Below are 21,492 nucleotides of genomic sequence, written 5' to 3'. Positions count from 1 at the left end.
TCGACATTAAAAAATTTTCCCGCTACGCGGATTATATCTGCGTTTATTCTCTTCTAGATAAATATTTTCACTAAATTCTTTAAAGCTATGGAATTTAAAAGACTATTTGATTTACTTGATTTTCAGGTAAAAAATTTTCCAAAAGATGATGCTTTAGCCTGTAAAGTAAGTGGTAACTGGAAAAAATACAGTTCACAGGAATACGCAGCCATAGCAGATAAACTAAGCAGCGGCCTTCTCAAACTGGGAATCAAAAAGGATGATAAAGTTGCTATAGTTTCCCCAAACAGACCGGAATGGAATTTTGTAGATATAGCCCTGCAGCAGATAGGCGCAGTTAGCGTTCCTGTTTATCCTACGAATACTGTTGACAACTACCATTTTATCTTTCAGGATGCAGACATAAAACTGATTTTTGCGGCTGACCAGGAGCTATATGATAAATCAAAAGTTGCTTCAAAAGGAGTAACATCGATCAAAGAAATTTACTCTTTTGATAACATTTCCGGGGTAAAAAACTGGCAAGAGATTAAATCGCTGGGTGAAGAAATTAATGTAACTGAACTGCAAAATATAAAGGCATCGATTAAATCTGAGGACCTGGTCACATTGATTTATACTTCCGGGACAACCGGAAATCCGAAAGGAGTAATGCTGACGCATGCAAATATTCTAAGTAACGTAGAAGCTTGTGCACCTCTGTTGCCAGTCAATCATCACCATAGGGCTCTGAGCTTCTTGCCGCTTAGCCATGTTTATGAAAGGATGCTTATTTATCTCTACACTCGTTGCGGAATTTCTATTTATTATGCAGAAAATATTAATACAGTTGCAGAGAATCTGAAGGAAGTACAGCCTCACATTTTTGTTACAGTTCCACGACTTTTGGAAAAGGTTTATGACAAGATTGTAGAAAAAGGAACCTCTCTGACTGGAATAAAAAAGAAACTATTTTATTGGGCCCTCGATTTGGGACACCAATTCGAAAATAATGTAAATCAAGGTATTTTTTATAACTTTCAGCTTTGGTTGGCTAACAAGATTATATTTAACAAATGGAGAGAAGCTCTCGGTGGAAATATAATTGTGATCATATCAGGTGGAGCTGCATTACAGCCCAGATTGGCAAAAGTGTTCTGGGCGGCTCAGGTAAAAGTGATGGAAGGATATGGTCTCACAGAAACCTCGCCGGTTATAGCGGTTAACAGACCGGAAGAAGGGGATAGTATGGTAGGAACTGTGGGACTGGTATTGGAAAATGTGGAAGCCAAAATTGCTCCTGATGGAGAAATTCTAACAAAAGGTCCACATGTAATGAAAGGCTACTACAATAAGCCTGACCTTACAGCAGATGTAATAGACAGCGAAGGCTGGTTCCATACCGGCGACATTGGTGAATTTATTGATGGAAGATTTCTCAAGATCACAGATCGGAAAAAAGAAATGTTCAAAACTTCCGGAGGTAAATACATTGCACCTCAGGTAATTGAAAATAAATTCAAAGAGTCAAGGATTATTGAGCAGATTATGGTGGTAGGAGATGGAAGAAAATTTGCTTCAGCTTTGATTGTGCCTTCATTTACAGGTCTTAAAGCCTGGTGTTCCATAAAAGGAATCCAATTTTCGGATGAATCTTCTCTCTTAAAGGACCCGGCTGTAATTGAAAAGTTTGAAAAAGAAGTAGAGGCTTATAATGAAAATTTTGCTCAGTTCGAAAAAATAAAGAAATTTCACCTGGTAAAAGACTTATGGACAATAGAGTCCGGAGAACTGACACCCACTTTAAAGCTTAAAAGAAAAGTAATTCTTGAAAACTTTAAAGATGTAATTGAAAGGATGTATTCAGAACCTTAACAAGACTAAAATATATTTCATGAGAAGAAATTTTATTAAAGCCATTTTTTTTAGTGCAGCATTTATGGCTGCTGCCACCACTTTTGCACAAAAAAAACAAGCAACCCAAACTGTGAAAATTGAAAGCCCTGCTGCTGGTCAACATACTTACAAAGTATCATTGGGCAGCACGGTTATGGCGATTGACGGTGGACAAGGAGCAAGAATAACTTCCTTTACTCTTGGAGGAAAAGAGATCATCGGACCTGGTGGTTCAACATTCTGGACAAGTCCGCAAGATCCATGGGGCTGGCCTCCGGTTCCGGAGCATCACGACAAGCCATACAAAGTTACAGCTACAAAAAACTCTGTTGAATTCACCAGTGAAAAGGATTCGAAATTAGGAGTAGTAATAAAGAAGAATATTACTGCAAATCCCTCAGATTCAAGTTTTGTAGTAACTTATACAATCACTAACGAGAGTGGAAAAGAACTGAAGGTAGCACCTTGGGAAAATACCAGGACAAAGAAATCATCAATAACTTTTTATCCCAGAGGTGAAAAAGAATTTGAGCAAAGCAGCCCTGTCATGAGTGTTCTTAAAATGAAAGACATTGACGGAATAAGATGGTTTGCCTATTCGCCTGACAGAGTCACTGATGGCAATATGGCTAAATTGTATGCAGATGGAAGTGAAGGTTGGATAGCTAATACAGACGAAGGTCTTTTACTGATTAAAAAATTCGAGGATACAAAGGCTGCTGAGCGCGCACCAGGAGAGGGGGAGATAGAGGTTTTTGCAGATACTCAGAACCCTTTTATTGAAATGGAACAGCAGGGGGCCTACAAGACACTTGCTCCAGGCGCAAAACTAACCTGGGAGGTGAAATGGTACTTAAGAGCTTTACCAAGCAGTGTAACAAAAGAGGAAGGAAATTCCGAACTGGTAAAGATTGTAAGATCAGTTGTTAAAAAATAAATTGATAAAAGGGAGATGTGTCACACATCTCCCTTATTTTTTTAAAATTTGATGGAAAAAGCTGAATCTGAATTGGAAAAGGTACTCTCACAGCTAAAATCCCAAGCCCGACCGGAAAATCTCCCTGCCCTTTCAAAATTTGGCATCAATACAGAAAAAGCACTGGGTATATCAATACCGGTATTGAGAAAAATTGCTAAAGACCACAAGAAAGATCACCTGCTTGCCATAGAACTCTGGAAAACAGATATACATGAGGCGAGAATACTGGCTTCTATGATTGATGACTTTTCACTGGTTCATGAAAAACAAATGGATCTATGGGTAAAAGATTTTAATTCCTGGGATTTATGTGATCAGGTGTGTTTTAATCTTTTCAGGAAAACCCCTTTTGCTTTTGAAAAGGCGATGGCCTGGACAGAAGAAGAGGATGAATTTGTAAGAAGAGCAGGTTTTGTATTGATTGCTACTTTAGCTGTACATGATAAAAAAGCAGACGATGAAAGGTTTACACCATTATTTCCTTTAATAGAAAAGCATTCTAATGATGAAAGAAACTTTGTAAAAAAGGCTGTGAACTGGGCTTTGAGACAGATAGGAAAAAGAAATGAAAAACTGTGTAATGAAGCTATTGCAGTAGCAAAAAGGATAAAAGAGATGGATAGTAAATCGGCAAAATGGATAGCTGGTAATGCATTGGTAGAGTTAAATAAAAAAGTATCCAAGTTTGGAAAAGGAAACGATGCACGTTGAACCCTTTAGAAAATTCTATCTGAACAGATTATATCGAACTATACAATAAATAGCCCAAACCCCATCTTTCCAGTTTATCTTCTTTCCGTCAGCATAGGTTCTTCCATAGTAAGAAATACCAACTTCATAGATCCTTACATTTGGTATACGGGCAATTTTTGCAGTTACTTCCGGCTCAAACCCAAATCGCTTTTCTTTTAGATCAAGGCTTTGGACAAACTTAGTATTAAACATCTTATAACATGTTTCCATATCAGTCAAATTTAGATTTGTAAACATGTTTGACAGAAAGGTCAGGAATTTATTTCCTATGGTGTGCCAAAAAAATAATATTCTGTGGGGCTTACTTCCCATAAATCTTGAGCCGAATACTACATCAGCCATACCTTTGATCACAGGTCTTAGCATATCATTGTATTCCTCGGGATCATACTCGAGGTCGGCATCCTGAATAATTAAAAAATCTCCTGTTGCTTGTTTGATGCCTGTGTGTATTGCAGCTCCTTTACCCTGATTAACATCGTGTTTATGATAGATCATGGGAAATTCAGGATGACTTTTCATGTAATTTAGAATAGCATCTTCGGTGTTATCAGTAGAAGCATCATTGATAATGATTACTTCTTTCCGGATGTCATTTATAAGTGGCACTTCTCTTACCTTGTCCAGAATTTTATGTAAAGTTTTCTCTTCGTTATAGGCAGGAATGATAATGGAAAGCTTTTCGAGCTTCATAAAAATCAAGGTATTTATAAGATATTTAATAGACAAAATAGCTTTTTATAATTAAAAAACTATAAAACTAACAACACATTTTACTTTACCCTTTTCCAATATTCTGTTCTTCCGATAAGTGAAAAGCCAATGTATCCTCTGACTTTCATTGTGTTTTTATCCTGCAGGGAAATTTGACAGCTATAAGTATTGCCACTTTTAGGATCATATATTTCACCATCTTCCCACAAGTCTTCATTATTAAATATAAACCCCTTCAGGATTTCTGTACCTATAATAGGTCGGTTTTGTAATGACTTATCAGGATTATTCTTGTCTGTGAGCACTTGTCCATTCTCACCTTTTCTTTTCAACCATATTATTTTCCCATAATATTTATTACCTGATTTAAATATTTCAATTCGTGCATTGTCATTTCCAGGTGTTTCCCAGATTCCTATTATTTCATCTCCGGAGTATTGAGCCAATGCATCAGTAGAAAAAAAAGTTAAAGCGAGAGTAAATAGAAAGAGAGCAATGAGGTTTTTCATATGAGCTAAGTCTATTGAATGTCAGTTTATAAAGAATAAAAGTAATAATCCTACAGGTAAAAAAAAATCAGGGCTGCCTCATTGAGAGGGCAGCCCTAAGTCCACAGGTAAAAAATAAAAAATATCTTCTAGATAGTCTTTCTTTTCTTTCTCAACTGAAGCAGCAGAATACCACCTGCAATTAAGCCTCCTGCAAGGAAAAGATATGAACCATTTTCTAATGGGATAGCAGCAGCCCCGCCTGCTGGCACTGGCTCAGGAGAGCCAGTGTCAAAAGATGGAGCTTGTGCAAATGCATTTAAACTAAATAATATTGTCAATACGACTGTATAATAAATCTTCATATCAATTATAACTTTACAATTTTGTATACAAATATTTCTTTATTACTCTTCACTTTCAGTATGTAGACTCCACTACCTGCAGAAAGCGGCATTTGAAGAGAACCTTCCTGAACGTTAGACCACTGAGCTATTTCTGAACCCATAGGATTGATAAGTAAAACATCAGCATTTTTTGCTCTGCCAAGTGTAAGTGTTACCTGATCCTTTGCAGGATTAGGGTATACTAGCGGAGCTGATTCAGTAATTGAAGAATTATTGCCTGTAACAATAGAAGTGAAGGAAACCCTGAATCTGTCAGATGTTTCAGTTGAATTGGTTGTAAATTCATACTCGGTCTCATTTGTGATTTCCACTTCTTTGCCAAGTAATTTATCTATCAGGTAAGCACTTGAACCTTCCAGTGTTTCTGCATTTTTAAATGAGAAAGTGAATTTTCCTGTTCTTGCTGCAGAAACCTGTAGAGGATAAGAACCTGTCAGTTCCGGAAGAGAGCTGATAGAAAGATCTTCTCCATCTGAAGATTTTGTTGAGATGTTGATGAAGGTTCCCGGAAGTTTGTAAGCGTCGAAATTTTCATCAAAGTTATTGCTTGAACCATCTGCAACACGGATAAGTAACTCATCAGAGAGCTCTTCAACTTTATCATTTAATGAAATTTTTAAAGAAGGCTGAGCAATACCGATTCTTAAGAAACTTGCATACTCTTTTGATTTTGCAGTTTCATTTATAATCAATTTAGGATTTGCACCATTTGCCTTGATAAAGAATGCTTGTCCAATTGCAATAGTCGGGCCTCCATCATTTGTCGAAGCTCCGCTCACATATGATGCATATGCCGATTTTGCCGGATTCCAGATATAAATGCCGCTTGTGATATTGGTCTTTGTCCAACCTGCTGCATTTGTCCAGTCAATTGGAGAAAGGTATGGGTTGGCTACTAGGTTCCAGCCACCATTGTCATATCCGGCAGCATCGAAAGTAACATTCAAATCTTTTGTTCCTTTGAAAGGAATACCAGCAAAAATTAATCTGTCTGATTGGAAGCTATAAACTCTGAATCCGGTTCCTGGTGCATATGAACTAGTTAGTCCGGTTGGAGCCACCCAGTGATTTAAACTTGTCTTGGTGCCGTCATATGCATAGATGCTCTGATTTTTTCCTCCGAAGCCCAAAGGGATTGATGCATTAAGTGTTCCAAGTGTCTGATTAATCATCGGGTTACCAACAAATGACCAGCCACTTACTACATTTTGAGCATTTCCAATTAGTCCATTTCTGACAAAATCAGCTACCGGAGTTGTACACTTGTCCAATGCTTGTACCCATAAAGTGTCATTGTTAGCATCAACAAAACCACTAAGAATTGACAATGTATCAACGCTATAATCAGATCCTTTGTAAACTACTCCATTCGGGTTTTTTATGATTAGATGTTTGAAGTTATCTCTATTGTCCTGATACTCATTTAATGAAGGGAAATAGACAGTTGTCGATTTTCCTTTTATGATCTGACTAGCAGTGCTTCCATCCATTATAACAGGGTAGTTAAAAGATGATCCACTATTTATTATGTCACCTTTTACTGATAGCGAATATGGGCCGGAAACTATAGAATTTCTTATATCAAGATTTTTAACAGAAAGATTCGAAGCATTGATGTTTGGAGAACCATTTATAATTAAAACATCATCATTTTGTGTAGGAACTACACCCTGAGACCAGCTTGAATTGCTATTCCAGTCACCATATAATACTCTCCAGCAGTTCTTGTTGCAAACCAGTTGGATGTCGCTATCAGCTAAATTTTCAGGGAAGTTCGGCAAACAAGTGAAAAGATTTCCTTTCGCTTTGATTCTATACAAAGACTCAGGCAAAGTTGGAATACTTGAAAGGTTATTGTTTTCACAGTAGAGTTCTGTGAGTACATTTGGTAATGCGGTAGCATACGAAGTAACTTTTGTTTTCGAAAAGTTTAAAACCTGTAATGCTGCTGGCGCTACAAAAGACGATATGTTTGTATTTGAAAAATTAAGGTAATAAAGAGTCGCAGGAAGTGAAGGAAGAGATCCACTGAGACTATTAGAACTGACATCAAGATACAAAAGATTTGCCGGCACAGCTGGCAGAGCTGTTATCTTATTTGAATCTAAATACAGATACTCCAGATTAGAAGGTAATGATGGAACACTTGTAAGTAAATTTTTTGATACTGATAAATCCTTAAGACCAGCAGGTAAAGTTGGTAAACTAGTCAGTTTGTTTTTTGATATGGATAAATATCCAAGATTTACTGGCAGCGTTCCCAAATTAGAGATTAAATTATTCTCTGCATTCAGGTAACTAAGAGAAGAGGGAAGCGTCGGTAGATTTGTCAGCTTATTATTTGATACATTAAACTCTTTAAGGCTATCAATTGATGTATTCACTTGAATGTTCTCCAGAGTATTATTATTAAGATACAAATTTGTTAAGCCTGACGGTAAAGTTATGTCTGTCAGTTTATTGTAACTTAAATCCAGCGTCTTTACATGACTATTTGCCAAAGCAGCATTTGTAGATTGGATTTTGTTTGCTCTCAACCACAATGTTGCCAGTTTAGAAGGCAGGCTATCCGGAAGAGCAGCAATATTGCTAGAGGTTAGCTCCAGATATTTCAGGTTCGTTGGTAATGGAGGAATAACAGTTACCGCAGCAACTTCCGATTGATTTCCAAGAGACAGCGATTCTAAGCCAACGGGCAAATGTTTTAAAGCAGCAGTTGCATTTACAGAAATTGCATTGCTGTATAAATCTATATTTTTTAAAGTGGAAGGAAATGTATCAGGAAGGATTTTAACATAGTTCCATCTGACAGAAAGGTTCTCCAGCTTTGTGAAATACTTAACCCAGCTGAGGTCATTCATCGGATTTTTATAATCAATCGTTAATGATTTTACATCCTTGAATTTCGCACAGTTTGGATTTACGACATCCTTGTTTTCACTGTCTTTTATGACACAACCAGTATAATAAGTTTTTAAATACAAGATATGCCCGGTCTTAGTTTCCTTTTCCGGAACATCGTTCTTAAAATCTTCCGGCGGATCAAAATTTTGAGCAGAGGCGCTGCCAATTGCAGCTGACAGCAGTAACGCAGTCAATGGTTTTCGTAATTTTAAAAATTGCATAGAGTATGTGTGATTTTTGTTTGAGAAAATTAGTCCCAACACAATACTCTATATTTAGAGCACTTGGCGCAATACCCATCGGTAGGTATATTTAGGCGTCCTTCGATGGAGCTTTAAAAACTTCCAATCAATAACTTAAATTTCGGTATGACGGGATGTCGTGATTTCCATTTTTTTATATAAATAGAAAGAAGGAAGGAAGAAAAGCAGTAAAATCGGAGTGTCCAGTAAATTTATGAAGGCAAATGTGAGAGGCTCGGTAATATCATTAAACTGAGGAAATATCCTTCTGCAAATCACAATCAATGCAGCAGCTCCAAATATGAGGAGGTCTGTTAACATATAATAGTAGAGGATTTTTTTCTCCCCGGTAAAAATTTTTACAATCAGACCATGAATAAATGCTCTGTGTATAATGAAAGCCAGAAGAAAGAAAACAGGAAATTTAGCTACCTGTGGACCAATTATAGGAGAATAACTTTGATAAAAATCCAGAATGGAATTCCTGTTCAAGTCTAAAAAACTTTGATAAAGATATAGCGCAAGACAGGCTAATATTCTTTTACTAAGCAGTTTGTGCCGCATCAGGTAGTTGTTTTTTTGCCCAATAAAGCCAGACTAAAAGCATAAAACCATAAACAACAAAGTTAAAGGTGTATTTATGATTAAAATCAAAACTTGTATTGTAGAAGTAAAAATTGAGAATGAGAAGAATTACTCTTATCATATTCAATACATGAATGGCTAGAATTCCCAGTGGCAAGAACCACAGCTTAGATTTCCAAGATGCTGGAAAAGCGAGAACAAAACAGGTAAATAAACCAAAAAACGCCAAGCCATTACAAGAATTTCCTATGTAGAGAGCCGGGCGACCATCGATAGAAATACAATAAGTTGCTTCAATCCAATTAAGTTTCAAGCCAGTCAGGGAAAAAAAATAACTGCTCGTCCATCCAAGAAATGATGAAATCTTGTATGAAAAGGGTGACGCGCAAAGATAAGAAGCATAAAAAGTTTCCCAGATTATATACAATACAATGACTGTTGCAAGGAATACAAAGACTGGGTTTTTGCGGCTAAAAAAACTCATGATTAAAATTTCTTATATCTAAGATACGCTTTTTTTTAACAGGGATTTATAGGATTAAGGGCTAGACAGGATTTTCTTCGACAAAAACTAAAATTCTTACTGAATATAAAGTTGATTAAAAATTGGATTAAGTCTCTCTTACCTTAAATCTCTGTGTTCTGAGATTTAAAAATTTGAGCTTTTAGCTCTAATCTCCGAGCTTTGAGGTCAAAAATTCGAGCTTTTAGCTCTAATCTCCGAGCTTTGAGGTCAAAAATTTGAGCTTTTAGCTCCAATCTCCGAGCTCTGAGGTCAAAAATTCGAGCTTTTAGCTCCAATCTCCGAGCTCTGAGGTCAAAAATTCGAGCTTTTAACTCCAATTCCGGAGCTTTGAGGTCAAAAATTTGAGCTTTAGCCCCAATCTCCGAGCTCTGAGGCTAAAAATTCGAGCTTTTAACTCCAAACTTCGAGTTCTGGGGTCGAAATTTCAAGCTTTTAACTCTAACCCCTGAAGGTTTTAGACTAATTTTTAATAGTCAGAAACTTTCAGGGGTTATTCTAAAAATGAACAATCTTAAAAAATTACATTAAACTCTGGAAACCTTTCTGTTTGCAAATAACAAAGCCAAAGCTGCTATACACAATACCCCCTCGATAAACATCCAGTTTGTTCCGAAGCTCCCAAGAGCTCCTTCAGAAAATATTGTAATAATTCTTGATAGAGAATAAGAGCCGCAAAGCAATGCGACAAATGCCAGGCCTTGAAGCCTGTTTTTAAAAAGAAGATAAGTTAAAGTAATGAAAATTGTCATTCCAGCTCCTCCATAAACTCCCCGGATGGAGCTGTAAGCATCATTATTGTGAAGTTTTACCTGTACGAGGTCCATCACTGCCTGGGGATTGGAAAATGCCATTATACTTACCATCAGAATACCTAAAGCTGTCAGGCAGATGATGAATATTCCGGAATAATTTATAAATCTGTTCATAATAGTTGTTTGTTGTCCTGCTGACAAAATAAGCGTATCTTCAAAGAAAGCTTGTTGCTCTTTACGCCAATTTATTAGCATAAATACGCCATGCGTGTACACAATGAAATTTTAAAAACGCTGATTAATAATGCTTCCCATTTTGGAATTGACGAGATGGAGATTTATAAAGACACCGGACTTAATGCCGGTACTTTAAGCGAGGCGGAGGGCATGCAGGATTGGAGTGCTGGTATAAAGGTCTGGGAATCTATATTGCAAAGGTCAGATTACAGACAGATTAGTCTGAACTTTGGAAAAAGAATCACCTTTTCTGTTCTCGGCTGGATTTCCCCATTGGTGTCAAGCAGTTCGGATTTGCTTACCGCATGGAAAAGCATTGTAAATTTTTTTCCATTAATGGGAGATATGTTTGAGTATAACATGCTCATTCTACCAGACAATTCTGTTAAAATAATTTATAGCCCCGCAATGGTATGGGTTGAGAAAAGCCCGGTTACTGCTGCTATGGCAGCAGAGCATGCAATGAGTCTGACGCTTGCAATTTCAGGATTTCTGGTTGGCCAGAAAATTAAACCATTGAAAGCCAATTTCACTTATGAGGTAAAACCATCTGACAGGAGTTTTTATCAGGATATTTTTGATAACGTTTCTTTCGGAGAAAATGAGAACAGCCTGCATTTCTCGAAAGAGATGGCAGAGACAAAAACTGTTTCCGGAAATCAGCTTACATATGAATTTATGCTAAAGCTTTGTTCGGAAAAGCTTAGCAGCATTCAGCGTTCTGCCGGATATTACTCAAAAGTAAAGCGGATACTTTTTAATAAAGAAAGTTATTACAATCTTAAAATTGAGGAGGTGGCAGCAATGCTCAATACCAGCACAAGAACACTGCAAAGAAATCTGAAGGAAGAAGGGCACACTTATCAAAGTATTCTGGACGAACATCTTATTGAGAGTGCCACTAAGCTATTGGCAAAGCCAGGTGTGCAGATTCAGGAAGTGGCGTTTATCCTTGGTTTTGAAAGTGCTCAGAGTTTCAGCAGGGCAATGAAGAAAAAGACAGGTAAAAGTCCCACATCGCTTAAGTCAGAAATCTTTAAGGATTAATCATTAACTGTTTTCAGAAGACTCCTGCACATAAACCTTTTCAGGAAAAATTCCGAAGTAAATCCCGCACAAAGAAGAGAACGCTGTGATAAGATAAAAGAGCATACTGATTGTCACAGAAACACTCATGTCGAGACCAAAAAATTCCGCTCCATATAAAAAAGTCAGTTCTCTTGCGCCGACACCTCCGATTGTAAAAGGAAAAGCTGCTACTATGGAAGAAACCAGAAATACAAAAATATAGAGCAAGTAGTGCTTATCAACGCCAATTAACAGGAGAAGCAGAATTACGCATACAACCTGAATAAACTGCCCCGCAATACTTTGAAAGTTTGTCCTGTGAAATACATTCAGATATTTTTTATAGAATAAATTCAGGCCTCCCCAATAAGCTCCAAAAGTTAGAGGCAAAGAAATAATAGAAAGGTAAAATAAAAGAGGCTCATGTCGGAATATAAATATTGCGCAGATTTCACCTAGCAGTATAATAGCAACCATTCCACTCACTCTGTCAATGATACTCAGAGACAGTAGACTTTTTACAGGACTTTTAAATATTTTATGCAAATAATAAACCTTATACCCATCGCCTCCCACGCCTCCTGGCAAGAGGAGATTATAATACATGCCCAGCAAGTAAAGCCGGAAATTTAGGGCATCGGGAATATTGATATCTATAACTTTCAGAAAACGCTGAAACCTTATAGCTGTAATGTACTTGGAAATTAAGTATAACAGTATAGTTGGCAAAAGAAGCCAGTAATCAGAGTTTTTTACGAGGTTAAAAACATCTTGAATATTTACTGACCTGAATACAAAAAATAAAGCAACCGAAGAAACCGAGATTTTTAAGAGAAGCTTAAATATTTTAATTGTGTTTTCTTTACTCACTTTTGACTATAAAATAATGCCTGCCATCAAATTGAAACTCAAACAGCTTCTTGAATGGGTGTTCCTGAAAGTAAAAATTTTCCATGATATAGTATACATCCTTTTTTTCTCCGACATGATCTCTCTGAACAATTCTTTTATTTTGAGTGGTAAGGTAATAGGTCAGATTGTGCTTGATGAAACTGTTCTTATAAATATATAACGGAAGATCCTTACAAATCTTTGCAGAAGCTACTACATCCTGTTTCCACCGTACTTCCGGAGAAACAGTAGCCCTTTCCGGCAATACAAAAAGGTCAAATCCTATCCTGGCTATGATCAGAGCAAGAGGCAGATAAAACAGATTTTTTCTTCCGCTTTTGAAGAATAAATATGCAATAACAGTCAGAGCAATAAGCAGTAAAGATGCCTTTAAGTTTTTTAAAGAAATCTGTGCATGGATCTCAGCGAAAAACGGGAAGCTGGCCATCACGACAAATACAACAAATGCAACTGACAGTAAAATTGAGGTTATAAACTTTTGCTTTTCTGCCCCTTCTTTAAAATAAAAGTATAGCAATATTGTAAAAACGAAAGGGAAAAGCAGAAATAAATACCTGGGCCTTGTCTCCGGAGAAATCCAATAGATTGGAATGTTTATGGCAATAATGATAAGACAAAAGAAAATGAAGGGGTTGTTTTTAGCGATCGTGAGAAAATCTTTCCGGACGCAAGTCACAATCAGCAATGACCAGGGCATCAGATGAAAGAGATATTCGAATGGAAAAATGAGTAAAAAGGATAATGATGTTTTCCAGTTATTTTCGAATGCTGTCCTTTTGCTAGACTCACTCCACAGAGTTTTAAGGAAATCGTCAGAAGAGTTGTATTTATTATAAATCAGGAAATAGCTCCCGATGATCAAGAGGAAAATGGCTATACCTGCAAAATGAGCAGGATGAAATAAAGCTTCCAGTTTTTTAAAGAAAAAGAAAGTAATACAAAGCGATAGTCCCAGAAATACCAATGCCGGCAGTCCTTTCATCAGAAAGGCCAAAGAAGTGAGAAAATAGGCTGAAGGAAACAGAAGAAAATAACGCTCTTTTACTATGAAATAGAATATGGAATAAATAGCAAGATAGAGAATCAATGAAAATAGAATATCTATATGTCCTAGCATGGAATCGTAGAAAAGCATTCTTCCGAATGTTAAAAAGGCAAAAGCAGATAGCAATGCAATTTTAGATTCGACATGCTTTTTCATGGTAAAATAAATCGTAACAGAAAAAGCCAGGAGAGAAGCAACTGCAGGCAATCTGAGGATCCATTCATCTGCTCGCCCTGATGTATTGAAAAGTAAAACCAGAAGCCAGTTGTATAAAGGGGGCTTATTATAATATGCTTCTCCGTTGATTGTAGAAAAAATATAATTTTTGCGGAGCATAAATTCAAGTGCCACCAAAGCTCGTGTTGCTTCATCCCCGAGTGTTGGCATGACGTCCAGATTGATGAACAGTGCGGGAACTGCCAGAATACAAATAAGAGCAACAAGGAAATTGTTGCTTTCTGTTTTTTCTAACATCAAGTTTTATTTAATATAACTCTTTAAAAGAGATCAGCTTGACCGAGTTTTTTTCCAGGAAAGATTTCCATTCACAGGATTTTAAAAATTCATACTCTTCTTTTCTTTTCAGATAAGAACCTGGCCTGTCCATAATGCCGGGATGTGTCATCATTTCTGCTGTTTGATACTTTTCAAAAGCAGTGGCTAAAGACTTTGAAAACACCTCCATATCAGCTTTTTTATCAGCAGAAAAATCGGAAAGAAGAATCTGCGGACTGATAAATTTTTTTGTTTCCCTGTGAGGATAAAGGCTCATGGCTTTCAAAATCATCCGCCTCTTATCGGAAAATCTGTTTGTATTGAGTTTTCTTATTTTTTTTATTCCGGCTTCATTTAAAACTTTCAGAATAAAATCTCCTAAAACAGGGTATTGATGTATATGTCTATGACTGTCTGCATGAGAGATTTCAACGCCCATTTTTTTCAGCCTATGGATCTGGTTTAAAATCTCAGTTTTAATTTCTGCCTTGCTCAATGTGTTCAGCAGAAATTTTTTATAGATGTTCTGAACGGAAAGAAATCTTCCTTCTTTATCAGTGAGTGACTTTACGAGAGAATGTCTGGATACCGGATTGCCATCAATGAGGTTTAGGTGAAAACCTACAGAGATATTTCTCAGAGCAATCAGGTCCTTTATGTCGCTTGCTGTAACGTGCGTCGCCAGAACGGTAGTGCTGGAAATAGCGTTTTTCCTGGCCAGATCCAGTATTCCCTCCGTGGCGGAAGCGTCCCAACCAAAGTCATCTGCATTTATAATGAGACGTTTATCCATTCATTAATTGACCAGAGGCTTGATTCTCTAATTTTAAAGGGATGATAATTTTTTCGTCGGTAATAACTTCTCTTACTCTATAAGGAGGTGCAAATGATTTCTGGAAATAATTGTAAACTCCGATTTCAGCAATTATTCCAATTGAAAGGAACATGGTTCCAATAAGTATAAGAAACACACTGAACAGAAATTCTGCCAGATAATGTTCTTTAATGTTCATTTGGAAAAACAATGACCCCACTGTAAAGCCCGTCGTGAGAGCAATTCCGATCAGAAAATTGATCAGCCCGATAAGGCCAAATATTCTGAAAGGCTTATTGATGTATGAGATAAAGAATTTTAAAAACAATAGATCTAGTATTACTAAAAAGACCTTGCTGATTTTATAATTGCTTTTTCCTCTTTTCCTTTCCCTGATTTCAATTGGAAGCTCAGTATATCTCGTCCCTTTGCGAGCCACTATAGCCCCGAGAAATCTGTGGCTATCGCCCAGCATATTACTGCCCTGCAGGAGATAACTTCTATAAGCTTTAAAGGTGGCACCAAAATATCTGAGATTTACCCCTGAAATGCTTTTGATGATCTTATGTCCTGTTTCTGCAAGAAAGTTTTTGAAAGCGGACTCGGGTCTCCTGATTTTAGCACCACCGACCATGTCGTAGTTGCCTTTTTGCATTTCCTCAATAAATACAGGAATATATTGAGGGTCATGTTGCAGATCCCCATCCATGGCGACAATGATTTCACCTGAAGCCTGTTCAAATCCGGCCCTCAAAGCCATCGTCTGACCATAATTTCCTGCCAGATTTATTGCTTCTATTTGTTTAAACTCTTTTGCAAGAGCCTGTATTTTACTCCAGGTATGGTCTCTGCTTCCGTCATTTACCAGTAAAATCTGATAGCTGTATTCGGTAGCATTCATTACAGACACAAGCTCGTGAACAAGCTCAAATACATTTTCTTCCTCGTTGAAAAGCGGAACTACAACAGACACTAGATATTTAGCCATAGAAGGTCATTTAATTCTTGGCTATATTAACCTTGAACCTTAAATAGTGTTTAAAGAACTGGTTAATAAATTGTTATATAAACCTGTGGTATTTTAATTTTTTTAACAGGGAAATATTATTCAAGGTTGCTTCTGAGATCCAAGCCAGTTGATATACAGTCTGTATGACAAGGTTCTTCAGGCAAATAGTTTTTGATCATTAAAAAATACCATATTGATTGCTAAATTGTGCACTTAAATAAAAGGAGCTTGTTCAGTATTTAAAGGAGAAAAATTATGGCAGTTCAAAGACCATTCAGTTTTAAAAAGTGGATAGAAGAAAACAGGCATTTGCTGAAACCACCGGTAGGAAATCAGCAGGTATTCAAAGGCAACGATGATTTTATAGTAATGGTAGTCGGCGGACCAAATTCTAGAAAGGATTACCACTATAATGAAGGGGAGGAGTTTTTCTATCAGTTGGAAGGTGACATCAATCTGAAGATTCTTGAAGATGGCAAGCCTGTAGATATTCCGATTAAGGAAGGAGAGATTTTTCTTTTACCGGGAAAAGTACCACATTGTCCGCAAAGGCCGGCCAACACTATCGGTCTGGTGATGGAGCGTTACAGAAAACCAGGAGAGAAAGATGGCTTTATCTGGGTTTGTGAAAACTGCGGCAACAAGCTTTACGAAGAGTATGAATATATTTCAGACATAGTAAAACAGCTTCCTCCCATCATGGAAAGGTTTTACTCTTCAAAGGAGCTTAGAACCTGCAAGGCTTGTGGCACTGTAATGGAACCACCGGTTAAACCAAAGGCGTAATAATTCAAAAAATTAGTATTAGATATTTAGTTTGTGCATCGAAGTAGAATGGACCTCATCCCTAACCCTTCTCCTGAAGGAGAAGGGAACAATTCAGAGAAAAAATCAAATGCTTTTTTAAAGCAAATAGAAGCTAATAACATACACATATAAAGTCCCTCTCCTTCAGGAGAGGGATTTAGGGTGAGGTCTTTAGATCTAACAAGAACCTCATATCATATCACAGAAATATAAACTAAAATAGATTTTCACCTTCCGCTTAATGGCAATGAGAAATATGAAGTTTTCCACGGATAAAAAATATGCAAAAAGTCTGGATGTAAAAGATCCTCTAAAAGATTTCAAAAAACAATTTTTAACTCCGGGAAAAGGTAAAAACAGCCAGATTTACTTTTGTGGTAACTCACTTGGATTACAACCTGTGACGGCTAAAAAATATGTTGAAACTGAACTGAATGACTGGGCCGAGCTGGCAGTCGAAGCGCATTTCAAAGGAACCAATCCTTGGGCAGATTATCACAAACTTTTCAGAAAACCTCTGGCGGCACTTTGTGGAGCCTTACCTGAAGAAGTAGTTGCCATGAACAGTCTTACAGCGAACCTTCATCTTTTGCTCGTGAGTTTTTACTGGCCTCGTGAGAAAAGGGTAAAAATCCTTACAGAGGCGGGGAGCTTCTCATCGGACATATATGCTCTTACTTCACAGATTGAAATCAGAGGTTTTGATCCTGCCGAATGTCTGGTAGAAGTTGGACCACGTGAAGGGGAGTTTGCCCTTCGTGATGAAGATATCATTAAGAAGATTGAGGAGTTGGGAGATGAGCTTGCTTTGGTGATGATGAGTGGTGTGAACTACTATACCGGCCAAGCTTTTGATATGGAAGCAATTACAGAAGCTGCTCATAATGCGGGCGCCTATGTTGGCTTTGATCTGGCGCACGCTATTGGAAATATACCTTTAAATCTTCACGAGTGGCAGGTAGATTTTGCAACCTGGTGTTCTTATAAATACCTGAATGCCGGTCCTGGCGCTACGGCAGGTCTGTTTGTGCACAGTGAAAATTTTCATTTGCCGAGATTTGCCGGATGGTGGGGCAATGATGAAAAGGAAAGATTCCTGATGAAGCCGGAGTATGAACCATCTGTTGGAGCGGAGGGTTGGCAGTTGAGTAATGCGCCAATATTACCGATGGCTGTTTTAAAAGCCTCATTGGATATTTTTCAGAAAGCAGGCTTGAAAAAGATTTTCAAAAAGAGCGAGCAGCTGACAGCCTATCTGGAGTTTCTGATAAAAATTAAGTGTACTCCGGCTCAAAAGGAGAAACCTTACAAAATCAGAATAATAACTCCGACAGAGCCGTCCAGAAGAGGAGCTCAGCTTTCGATTTATTTTGAAAAAGGTGATGGCAAAAAACTGGTGCAGCAATTTGCCAAAGAAGGTATTATCCTTGACTGGAGATCGCCTAACGTGCTTAGAGTTTCACCGACACCGCTTTACAATTCATATACAGAGGTATACACCTTTGTTGAGAAGTTTGCTGATTTCTGCGAGTTTATAAATTAAGAAATGATAGAGGATAAAAAAGTTGTTTTAGCCGGCGGTGGACTGGTAGGGAGTTTACTGGCCTTGTTGTTGGGCAAGGCTGGTTACGAAGTGGATGTTTATGAGAAGAGGCCGGACCCATTAATGACTGCTCCTGAAAAAGGGAGATCCATCAATCTTGCACTAAGTCACCGCGGAATCAGAGCATTAAAGGCGGCGGGAGTGGAACAGGAAATGATGAATATTGCCATTCCTATGAAAGGAAGATACATTCATCATGAGGACGGTTCCAATTCTTTTCAACCATATGGAGATGAGGGTCAGGTTATTTATGCTGTCTCCAGAGCAGATCTTAACAAGACGTTGCTGAACAAAGCAAGAGAAGCGCACAATGTTAATCTGTTCTTTAATGAAAGATGTGTTAAGGTCAACATTGAAGAATTCAATATTGAATTTGAAAATAAGCAGGACGGAACGATAAAGAACAAAGAGTTTTCTGTTCTGTTCGGAGCGGATGGGGCATTCTCTCAGGTACGAAGTGCGCTGTTGCCGACGAGTAGATTCAATTATTCTCAGGAATATCTTGAATATGGATATAAAGAATTAACGATACCATCAGATAGTGGAGTGCACAGAATGGAAAAGAATGCCTTGCATATCTGGCCGAGAGAGAAGTTCATGCTGATTGCATTGCCAAATCTTGATGGGACTTTTACAGCAACGCTTTTTCTGCCTTTTGAAGGGGAAAATTCATTTGCATCATTAAAGACTGATTCACAAGTTGAAGCATTTTTTAAGAAGTACTTTGCAGATGCCGCTGACCTCATACCAGAGCTGAACAAGCAATTCGCTGAGCATCCGACTTCAGCATTGGTTACTGTGAAATGCTATCCATGGGTTTATGAAAATCGCATAGCACTGATAGGTGATGCTGCACATGCTATAGTGCCTTTTTATGGACAAGGCATGAACGCTGGCTTTGAAGACTGCAGAGTATTGTATGATCTGATTACAAAAAATGGAAGTTTGAAAGCAAGTCTTCAGGAGTACCAGGGGCTGAGGAAACCAGCAGGAGATGCAGTAGGACAATTGGCCCTTCAGAACTTTATCGAGATGCGCGACCTCGTTGGCGATAAAAAGTTTCTGCTGAGGAAAAAGATAGAAGCAAAGATTCACCATAAAATTCCAGGTTATCTTCCGTTATACAGCATGGTCACTTTTAGTGATCTTCCGTATCATGAGGCTTTGGATAAAGGAAAAAAGCAGGACAGGTTGATGGAAGAGATTATGAAGATTGAAGATGTGGAGGCTTTGACGGAGAAGAGGGAGGTTTGGGAGAAGATTGAGGAGTTGGTGGAGAGGGGGTTGGGGAGGTAAGTTTTTAAGGTTCTTATATTAAATGTGATTAACCAGATATGCGCTTGCTGTTTATGTAAACTCTTTGTGACCAAAGCATCAAGTAAGAATTAATAAATGGAATTATGTGGCCTCCAATTAAAATCGATCAATTAAGAAACGAAATCCTAAAAGGGGAATTGGAATTAAATGATGAACAATTAAATTTTTGGGACCTTATTAAGATTGAGCCAGAGAAATGGACAGAAAGGAATTACGGGCAAGACTCTGGCGGATTTTGGGTCGTTGCAGTCTTCGGTAGAAACGTTATCTTTTATAATGACATTGAAGAAGGATTTAATGTCTCTGAGTACGATAAGCACGGCGAGATTAAAGACTATGTATGTAATCAAAGTGGCTTGAACTCAACAGTCATTGGAATAATGGAGCGGATTAAAGCTAATAGGCATTGACTCCTAGCGCAAACAAAACTTCCCAGGTGGTGTCACATAGGCTGGAATAAGCAATATATAATATTAAACCCTCAGTTTTTAAATAATAAAAATGAGACTTAAAGAATTATACCTTGTCATAATAATACTTATTATAACACTTACAATCTTCTCATTAATTTTTGGTATTAAATCTATAGTTGAAACGCGATTGGATATTCAATTTAATGATAGCCATATTTTTGTATCCCCTATTCTGTTATGTTTAATATTCTTTACCTTAATTGTTTACTTGACTTATGCTGGGATATCTTTAATAAATAAGGCTACTTCAACCAGATATATTATTCTCGGATGTTCCAATCTTTCGTTAATTATTTTACTTATGGTATTTTCAAGGAATATTTCTCCACTTGAATTGTTCGGTAGTGACTTTACAACATATCCCCCTCTAAGCGCTCTTCCTGAAGCGATAGCATCAGAAAATGATAGCGATTCGTACACATTTATTTTAAATCTAATAACTATATTTCAAGTCTTTCTTCTGGTCTCTTTATTTGGGATTGGATACCTTTTGGGAAAGTTTAAAAATATAAATAGGTTATATTAAATCAATGTTATTCTGGAATAGGAAAAAAGAAAATCTAATAATCCAATGTTCTATATGTGAGTGGCGGCCAGATGGGGAAATACATTGAGCCTGTAGCTGCGGGCATAGGTGGAATACCTTTAAAACGAAAGGGAAATGTCCTAGTTGTAAAAGGCAATGGGAGAATACATGGTGTCCGGGCTGTGGGAAGTCTACGCCTCATAAAGATTGGTACAAAACTAAAGAGGAGGTTGAAAAAATTGAAACCACAGGAGACCTTGTATTAAGGCGAAAAAAGAAGTCTCTTGAATCAAGACTCATTGATTATGGGATAAAGAATTACAGAGTAAGTCATTTGGAGTATCTGGATCATTCGAAGGAAAAGTTCCAAACAGCGTATGATGCCGGTTGCAGAATGATAATTCTTTATGCAATTGCATATTTAGTACATAACTTGGATGAGAGACCCGCTTTTATTGATTGGTTCAAGACTGAAAAGATTTGGGAAAAAGTATCACCAAAGGAAATGGAGTTTTTAATGAATCCATCTCCAGAAGAGAGAATGCTTTTGGATTTATCTTGGTGTATCGAAGGTGCTATAACCTTGGCTTGGTGTTTAAAAAAGGTAGAAGTTTTACCGAGATTGAATGATGAAAATAATGTAGTTGAGGAGTCCCAGCAAAATTTGCCAGAATTGGGAGATTCGTTAATTCTGTTCTTGTCTCGGGTAGAATATCGAAATTTGGAAGATGTTTATGAAGAGAACTTATTTAATGAAATAGCTACCACATATTTCAGGGATTTACTGTTTAACGGAAAAAAGGACACAACTAGAATAAATAGATCGGTAAGTTATGAAAGGCACAAAGTTTTAAATTGGCTGAGAACGTATTATGAAGAAGGGGGTGAAGTTACTGGAGAACTTTGGGACGAAACTGATACTTCGACATAAAATATTAGAATGGTCTGCTTACTTGACACA

Annotated in this window: 21 protein-coding genes; 9 read left to right on the top strand and 12 right to left on the bottom strand. The window is 37.4% G+C overall.

Features of this window, described 5'->3' with window-relative positions:
- Positions 1 to 87: 87 nt before the first annotated feature.
- Genes K350_RS0105735 through K350_RS0105725 form a run of 3 tightly spaced genes read left to right on the top strand, consistent with a single transcriptional unit; the run spans position 88 to position 3,565 of the window.
- Positions 88 to 1,854, top strand: a complete 1,767-nt coding sequence (locus K350_RS0105735) for an AMP-dependent synthetase/ligase (RefSeq protein WP_028979085.1) — start codon at positions 88 to 90, stop codon at positions 1,852 to 1,854.
- 19 nt (positions 1,855 to 1,873) lie between these two features.
- A complete protein-coding gene (locus K350_RS27580; RefSeq protein ID WP_156026944.1) occupies positions 1,874 to 2,812 on the top strand; it encodes a DUF4380 domain-containing protein in 939 nt (312 codons plus the stop codon).
- 51 nt (positions 2,813 to 2,863) lie between these two features.
- A complete protein-coding gene (locus K350_RS0105725) occupies positions 2,864 to 3,565 on the top strand; it encodes a DNA alkylation repair protein (protein WP_037574020.1) in 702 nt (233 codons plus the stop codon).
- A gap of 15 nt (positions 3,566 to 3,580) precedes the next feature.
- Here K350_RS0105725 and K350_RS0105720 read toward each other — a convergent pair whose 3' ends face one another.
- The 7 genes from K350_RS0105720 to K350_RS0105685 form a co-directional block, all read right to left on the bottom strand.
- Complete coding sequence (locus K350_RS0105720; protein ID WP_028979083.1) at positions 3,581 to 4,300, bottom strand: glycosyltransferase family 2 protein; 720 nt, start codon at positions 4,298 to 4,300, stop codon at positions 3,581 to 3,583.
- An 80-nt stretch (positions 4,301 to 4,380) separates the two neighbouring features.
- Positions 4,381 to 4,830 carry a DUF2147 domain-containing protein gene (locus K350_RS0105715; protein WP_028979082.1) on the bottom strand — a complete coding sequence of 150 codons (450 nt, stop codon included), beginning with the start codon at positions 4,828 to 4,830 and terminating at the stop codon, positions 4,381 to 4,383.
- Positions 4,831 to 4,958: 128 nt separating this feature from the next.
- Positions 4,959 to 5,174: an LPXTG cell wall anchor domain-containing protein gene (locus K350_RS0105710; RefSeq protein WP_028979081.1), complete on the bottom strand. Its 216-nt coding sequence runs from the start codon at positions 5,172 to 5,174 to the stop codon at positions 4,959 to 4,961.
- 5 nt (positions 5,175 to 5,179) lie between these two features.
- A complete protein-coding gene (locus tag K350_RS0105705; protein WP_028979080.1) occupies positions 5,180 to 8,341 on the bottom strand; it encodes a T9SS type A sorting domain-containing protein in 3,162 nt (1,053 codons plus the stop codon).
- A 135-nt stretch (positions 8,342 to 8,476) separates the two neighbouring features.
- On the bottom strand, positions 8,477 to 8,926 hold the full coding sequence (locus K350_RS0105700) for a hypothetical protein (RefSeq protein ID WP_028979079.1): 450 nt from the start codon (positions 8,924 to 8,926) through the stop codon (positions 8,477 to 8,479).
- Entirely contained in the window at positions 8,907 to 9,431 is a 525-nt protein-coding gene (locus K350_RS30830) for an archaeosortase/exosortase family protein (RefSeq protein ID WP_051312895.1), read from the bottom strand. Before K350_RS30830 ends, K350_RS0105700 begins: the two co-directional genes overlap by 20 nt.
- 566 nt (positions 9,432 to 9,997) lie before the next feature.
- Positions 9,998 to 10,480 carry a DUF4345 domain-containing protein gene (locus K350_RS0105685; RefSeq protein WP_245598509.1) on the bottom strand — a complete coding sequence of 161 codons (483 nt, stop codon included), beginning with the start codon at positions 10,478 to 10,480 and terminating at the stop codon, positions 9,998 to 10,000.
- A 9-nt stretch (positions 10,481 to 10,489) separates the two neighbouring features.
- Between K350_RS0105685 and K350_RS0105680 the strand changes: the two genes are divergently transcribed.
- The gene (locus K350_RS0105680) at positions 10,490 to 11,509 is read left to right on the top strand and encodes an AraC family transcriptional regulator (protein ID WP_028979076.1); all 1,020 of its coding nucleotides are present in this window, start codon (positions 10,490 to 10,492) and stop codon (positions 11,507 to 11,509) included.
- A gap of 3 nt (positions 11,510 to 11,512) precedes the next feature.
- Here K350_RS0105680 and K350_RS0105675 read toward each other — a convergent pair whose 3' ends face one another.
- From K350_RS0105675 to K350_RS27570, 4 genes are read right to left on the bottom strand one after another with little or no spacing between them, the layout of a single operon-like run.
- Positions 11,513 to 12,400: a lysylphosphatidylglycerol synthase transmembrane domain-containing protein gene (locus tag K350_RS0105675; protein ID WP_051312894.1), complete on the bottom strand. Its 888-nt coding sequence runs from the start codon at positions 12,398 to 12,400 to the stop codon at positions 11,513 to 11,515.
- The gene (locus K350_RS0105670) at positions 12,393 to 13,961 is read right to left on the bottom strand and encodes an ArnT family glycosyltransferase (RefSeq protein WP_028979074.1); all 1,569 of its coding nucleotides are present in this window, start codon (positions 13,959 to 13,961) and stop codon (positions 12,393 to 12,395) included. The genes K350_RS0105675 and K350_RS0105670 overlap by 8 nt, the downstream gene beginning before the upstream one ends.
- A 10-nt stretch (positions 13,962 to 13,971) precedes the next feature.
- Positions 13,972 to 14,775 (bottom strand): carbohydrate deacetylase, encoded by an 804-nt coding sequence (locus tag K350_RS0105665; RefSeq protein WP_028979073.1) that lies wholly within the window; start codon positions 14,773 to 14,775, stop codon positions 13,972 to 13,974.
- Positions 14,768 to 15,784, bottom strand: coding sequence for a glycosyltransferase family 2 protein (locus K350_RS27570; protein WP_081670901.1), 1,017 nt, complete (start codon positions 15,782 to 15,784; stop codon positions 14,768 to 14,770). Before K350_RS27570 ends, K350_RS0105665 begins: the two co-directional genes overlap by 8 nt.
- Positions 15,785 to 16,060: 276 nt before the next feature.
- On the opposite strand from K350_RS27570, the gene K350_RS0105655 reads away from it, so the two are divergent.
- From K350_RS0105655 to K350_RS27565, 4 genes are all read left to right on the top strand, one after another.
- Positions 16,061 to 16,591 (top strand): 3-hydroxyanthranilate 3,4-dioxygenase, encoded by a 531-nt coding sequence (locus tag K350_RS0105655; RefSeq protein WP_028979072.1) that lies wholly within the window; start codon positions 16,061 to 16,063, stop codon positions 16,589 to 16,591.
- A gap of 262 nt (positions 16,592 to 16,853) precedes the next feature.
- Complete coding sequence (kynU, locus tag K350_RS0105645; RefSeq protein WP_342665038.1) at positions 16,854 to 18,155, top strand: kynureninase; 1,302 nt, start codon at positions 16,854 to 16,856, stop codon at positions 18,153 to 18,155.
- Positions 18,156 to 18,158: 3 nt separating this feature from the next.
- Positions 18,159 to 19,511, top strand: coding sequence for an FAD-dependent oxidoreductase (locus K350_RS0105640; RefSeq protein ID WP_028979070.1), 1,353 nt, complete (start codon positions 18,159 to 18,161; stop codon positions 19,509 to 19,511).
- Positions 19,512 to 19,615: 104 nt separating this feature from the next.
- On the top strand, positions 19,616 to 19,942 hold the full coding sequence (locus tag K350_RS27565; protein WP_051312893.1) for a hypothetical protein: 327 nt from the start codon (positions 19,616 to 19,618) through the stop codon (positions 19,940 to 19,942).
- A 276-nt stretch (positions 19,943 to 20,218) separates the two neighbouring features.
- On the opposite strand, the gene K350_RS0105630 is transcribed toward K350_RS27565, so the two are convergent.
- Positions 20,219 to 20,425 (bottom strand): hypothetical protein, encoded by a 207-nt coding sequence (locus K350_RS0105630; RefSeq protein WP_028979069.1) that lies wholly within the window; start codon positions 20,423 to 20,425, stop codon positions 20,219 to 20,221.
- 344 nt (positions 20,426 to 20,769) lie between these two features.
- On the opposite strand from K350_RS0105630, the gene K350_RS0105620 reads away from it, so the two are divergent.
- Complete coding sequence (locus K350_RS0105620) at positions 20,770 to 21,462, top strand: DUF4272 domain-containing protein (protein WP_081670900.1); 693 nt, start codon at positions 20,770 to 20,772, stop codon at positions 21,460 to 21,462.
- The last annotated feature ends 30 nt before the right edge of the window (positions 21,463 to 21,492 follow it).

The organism is Sporocytophaga myxococcoides DSM 11118 (genome assembly GCF_000426725.1).
In the GTDB taxonomy this organism is placed as follows: Bacteria; Bacteroidota; Bacteroidia; order Cytophagales; family Cytophagaceae; genus Sporocytophaga; species Sporocytophaga myxococcoides.
Note: the sequence above shows the minus strand (reverse complement) of the source record. Positions and strands in the feature narration are given on the sequence as shown.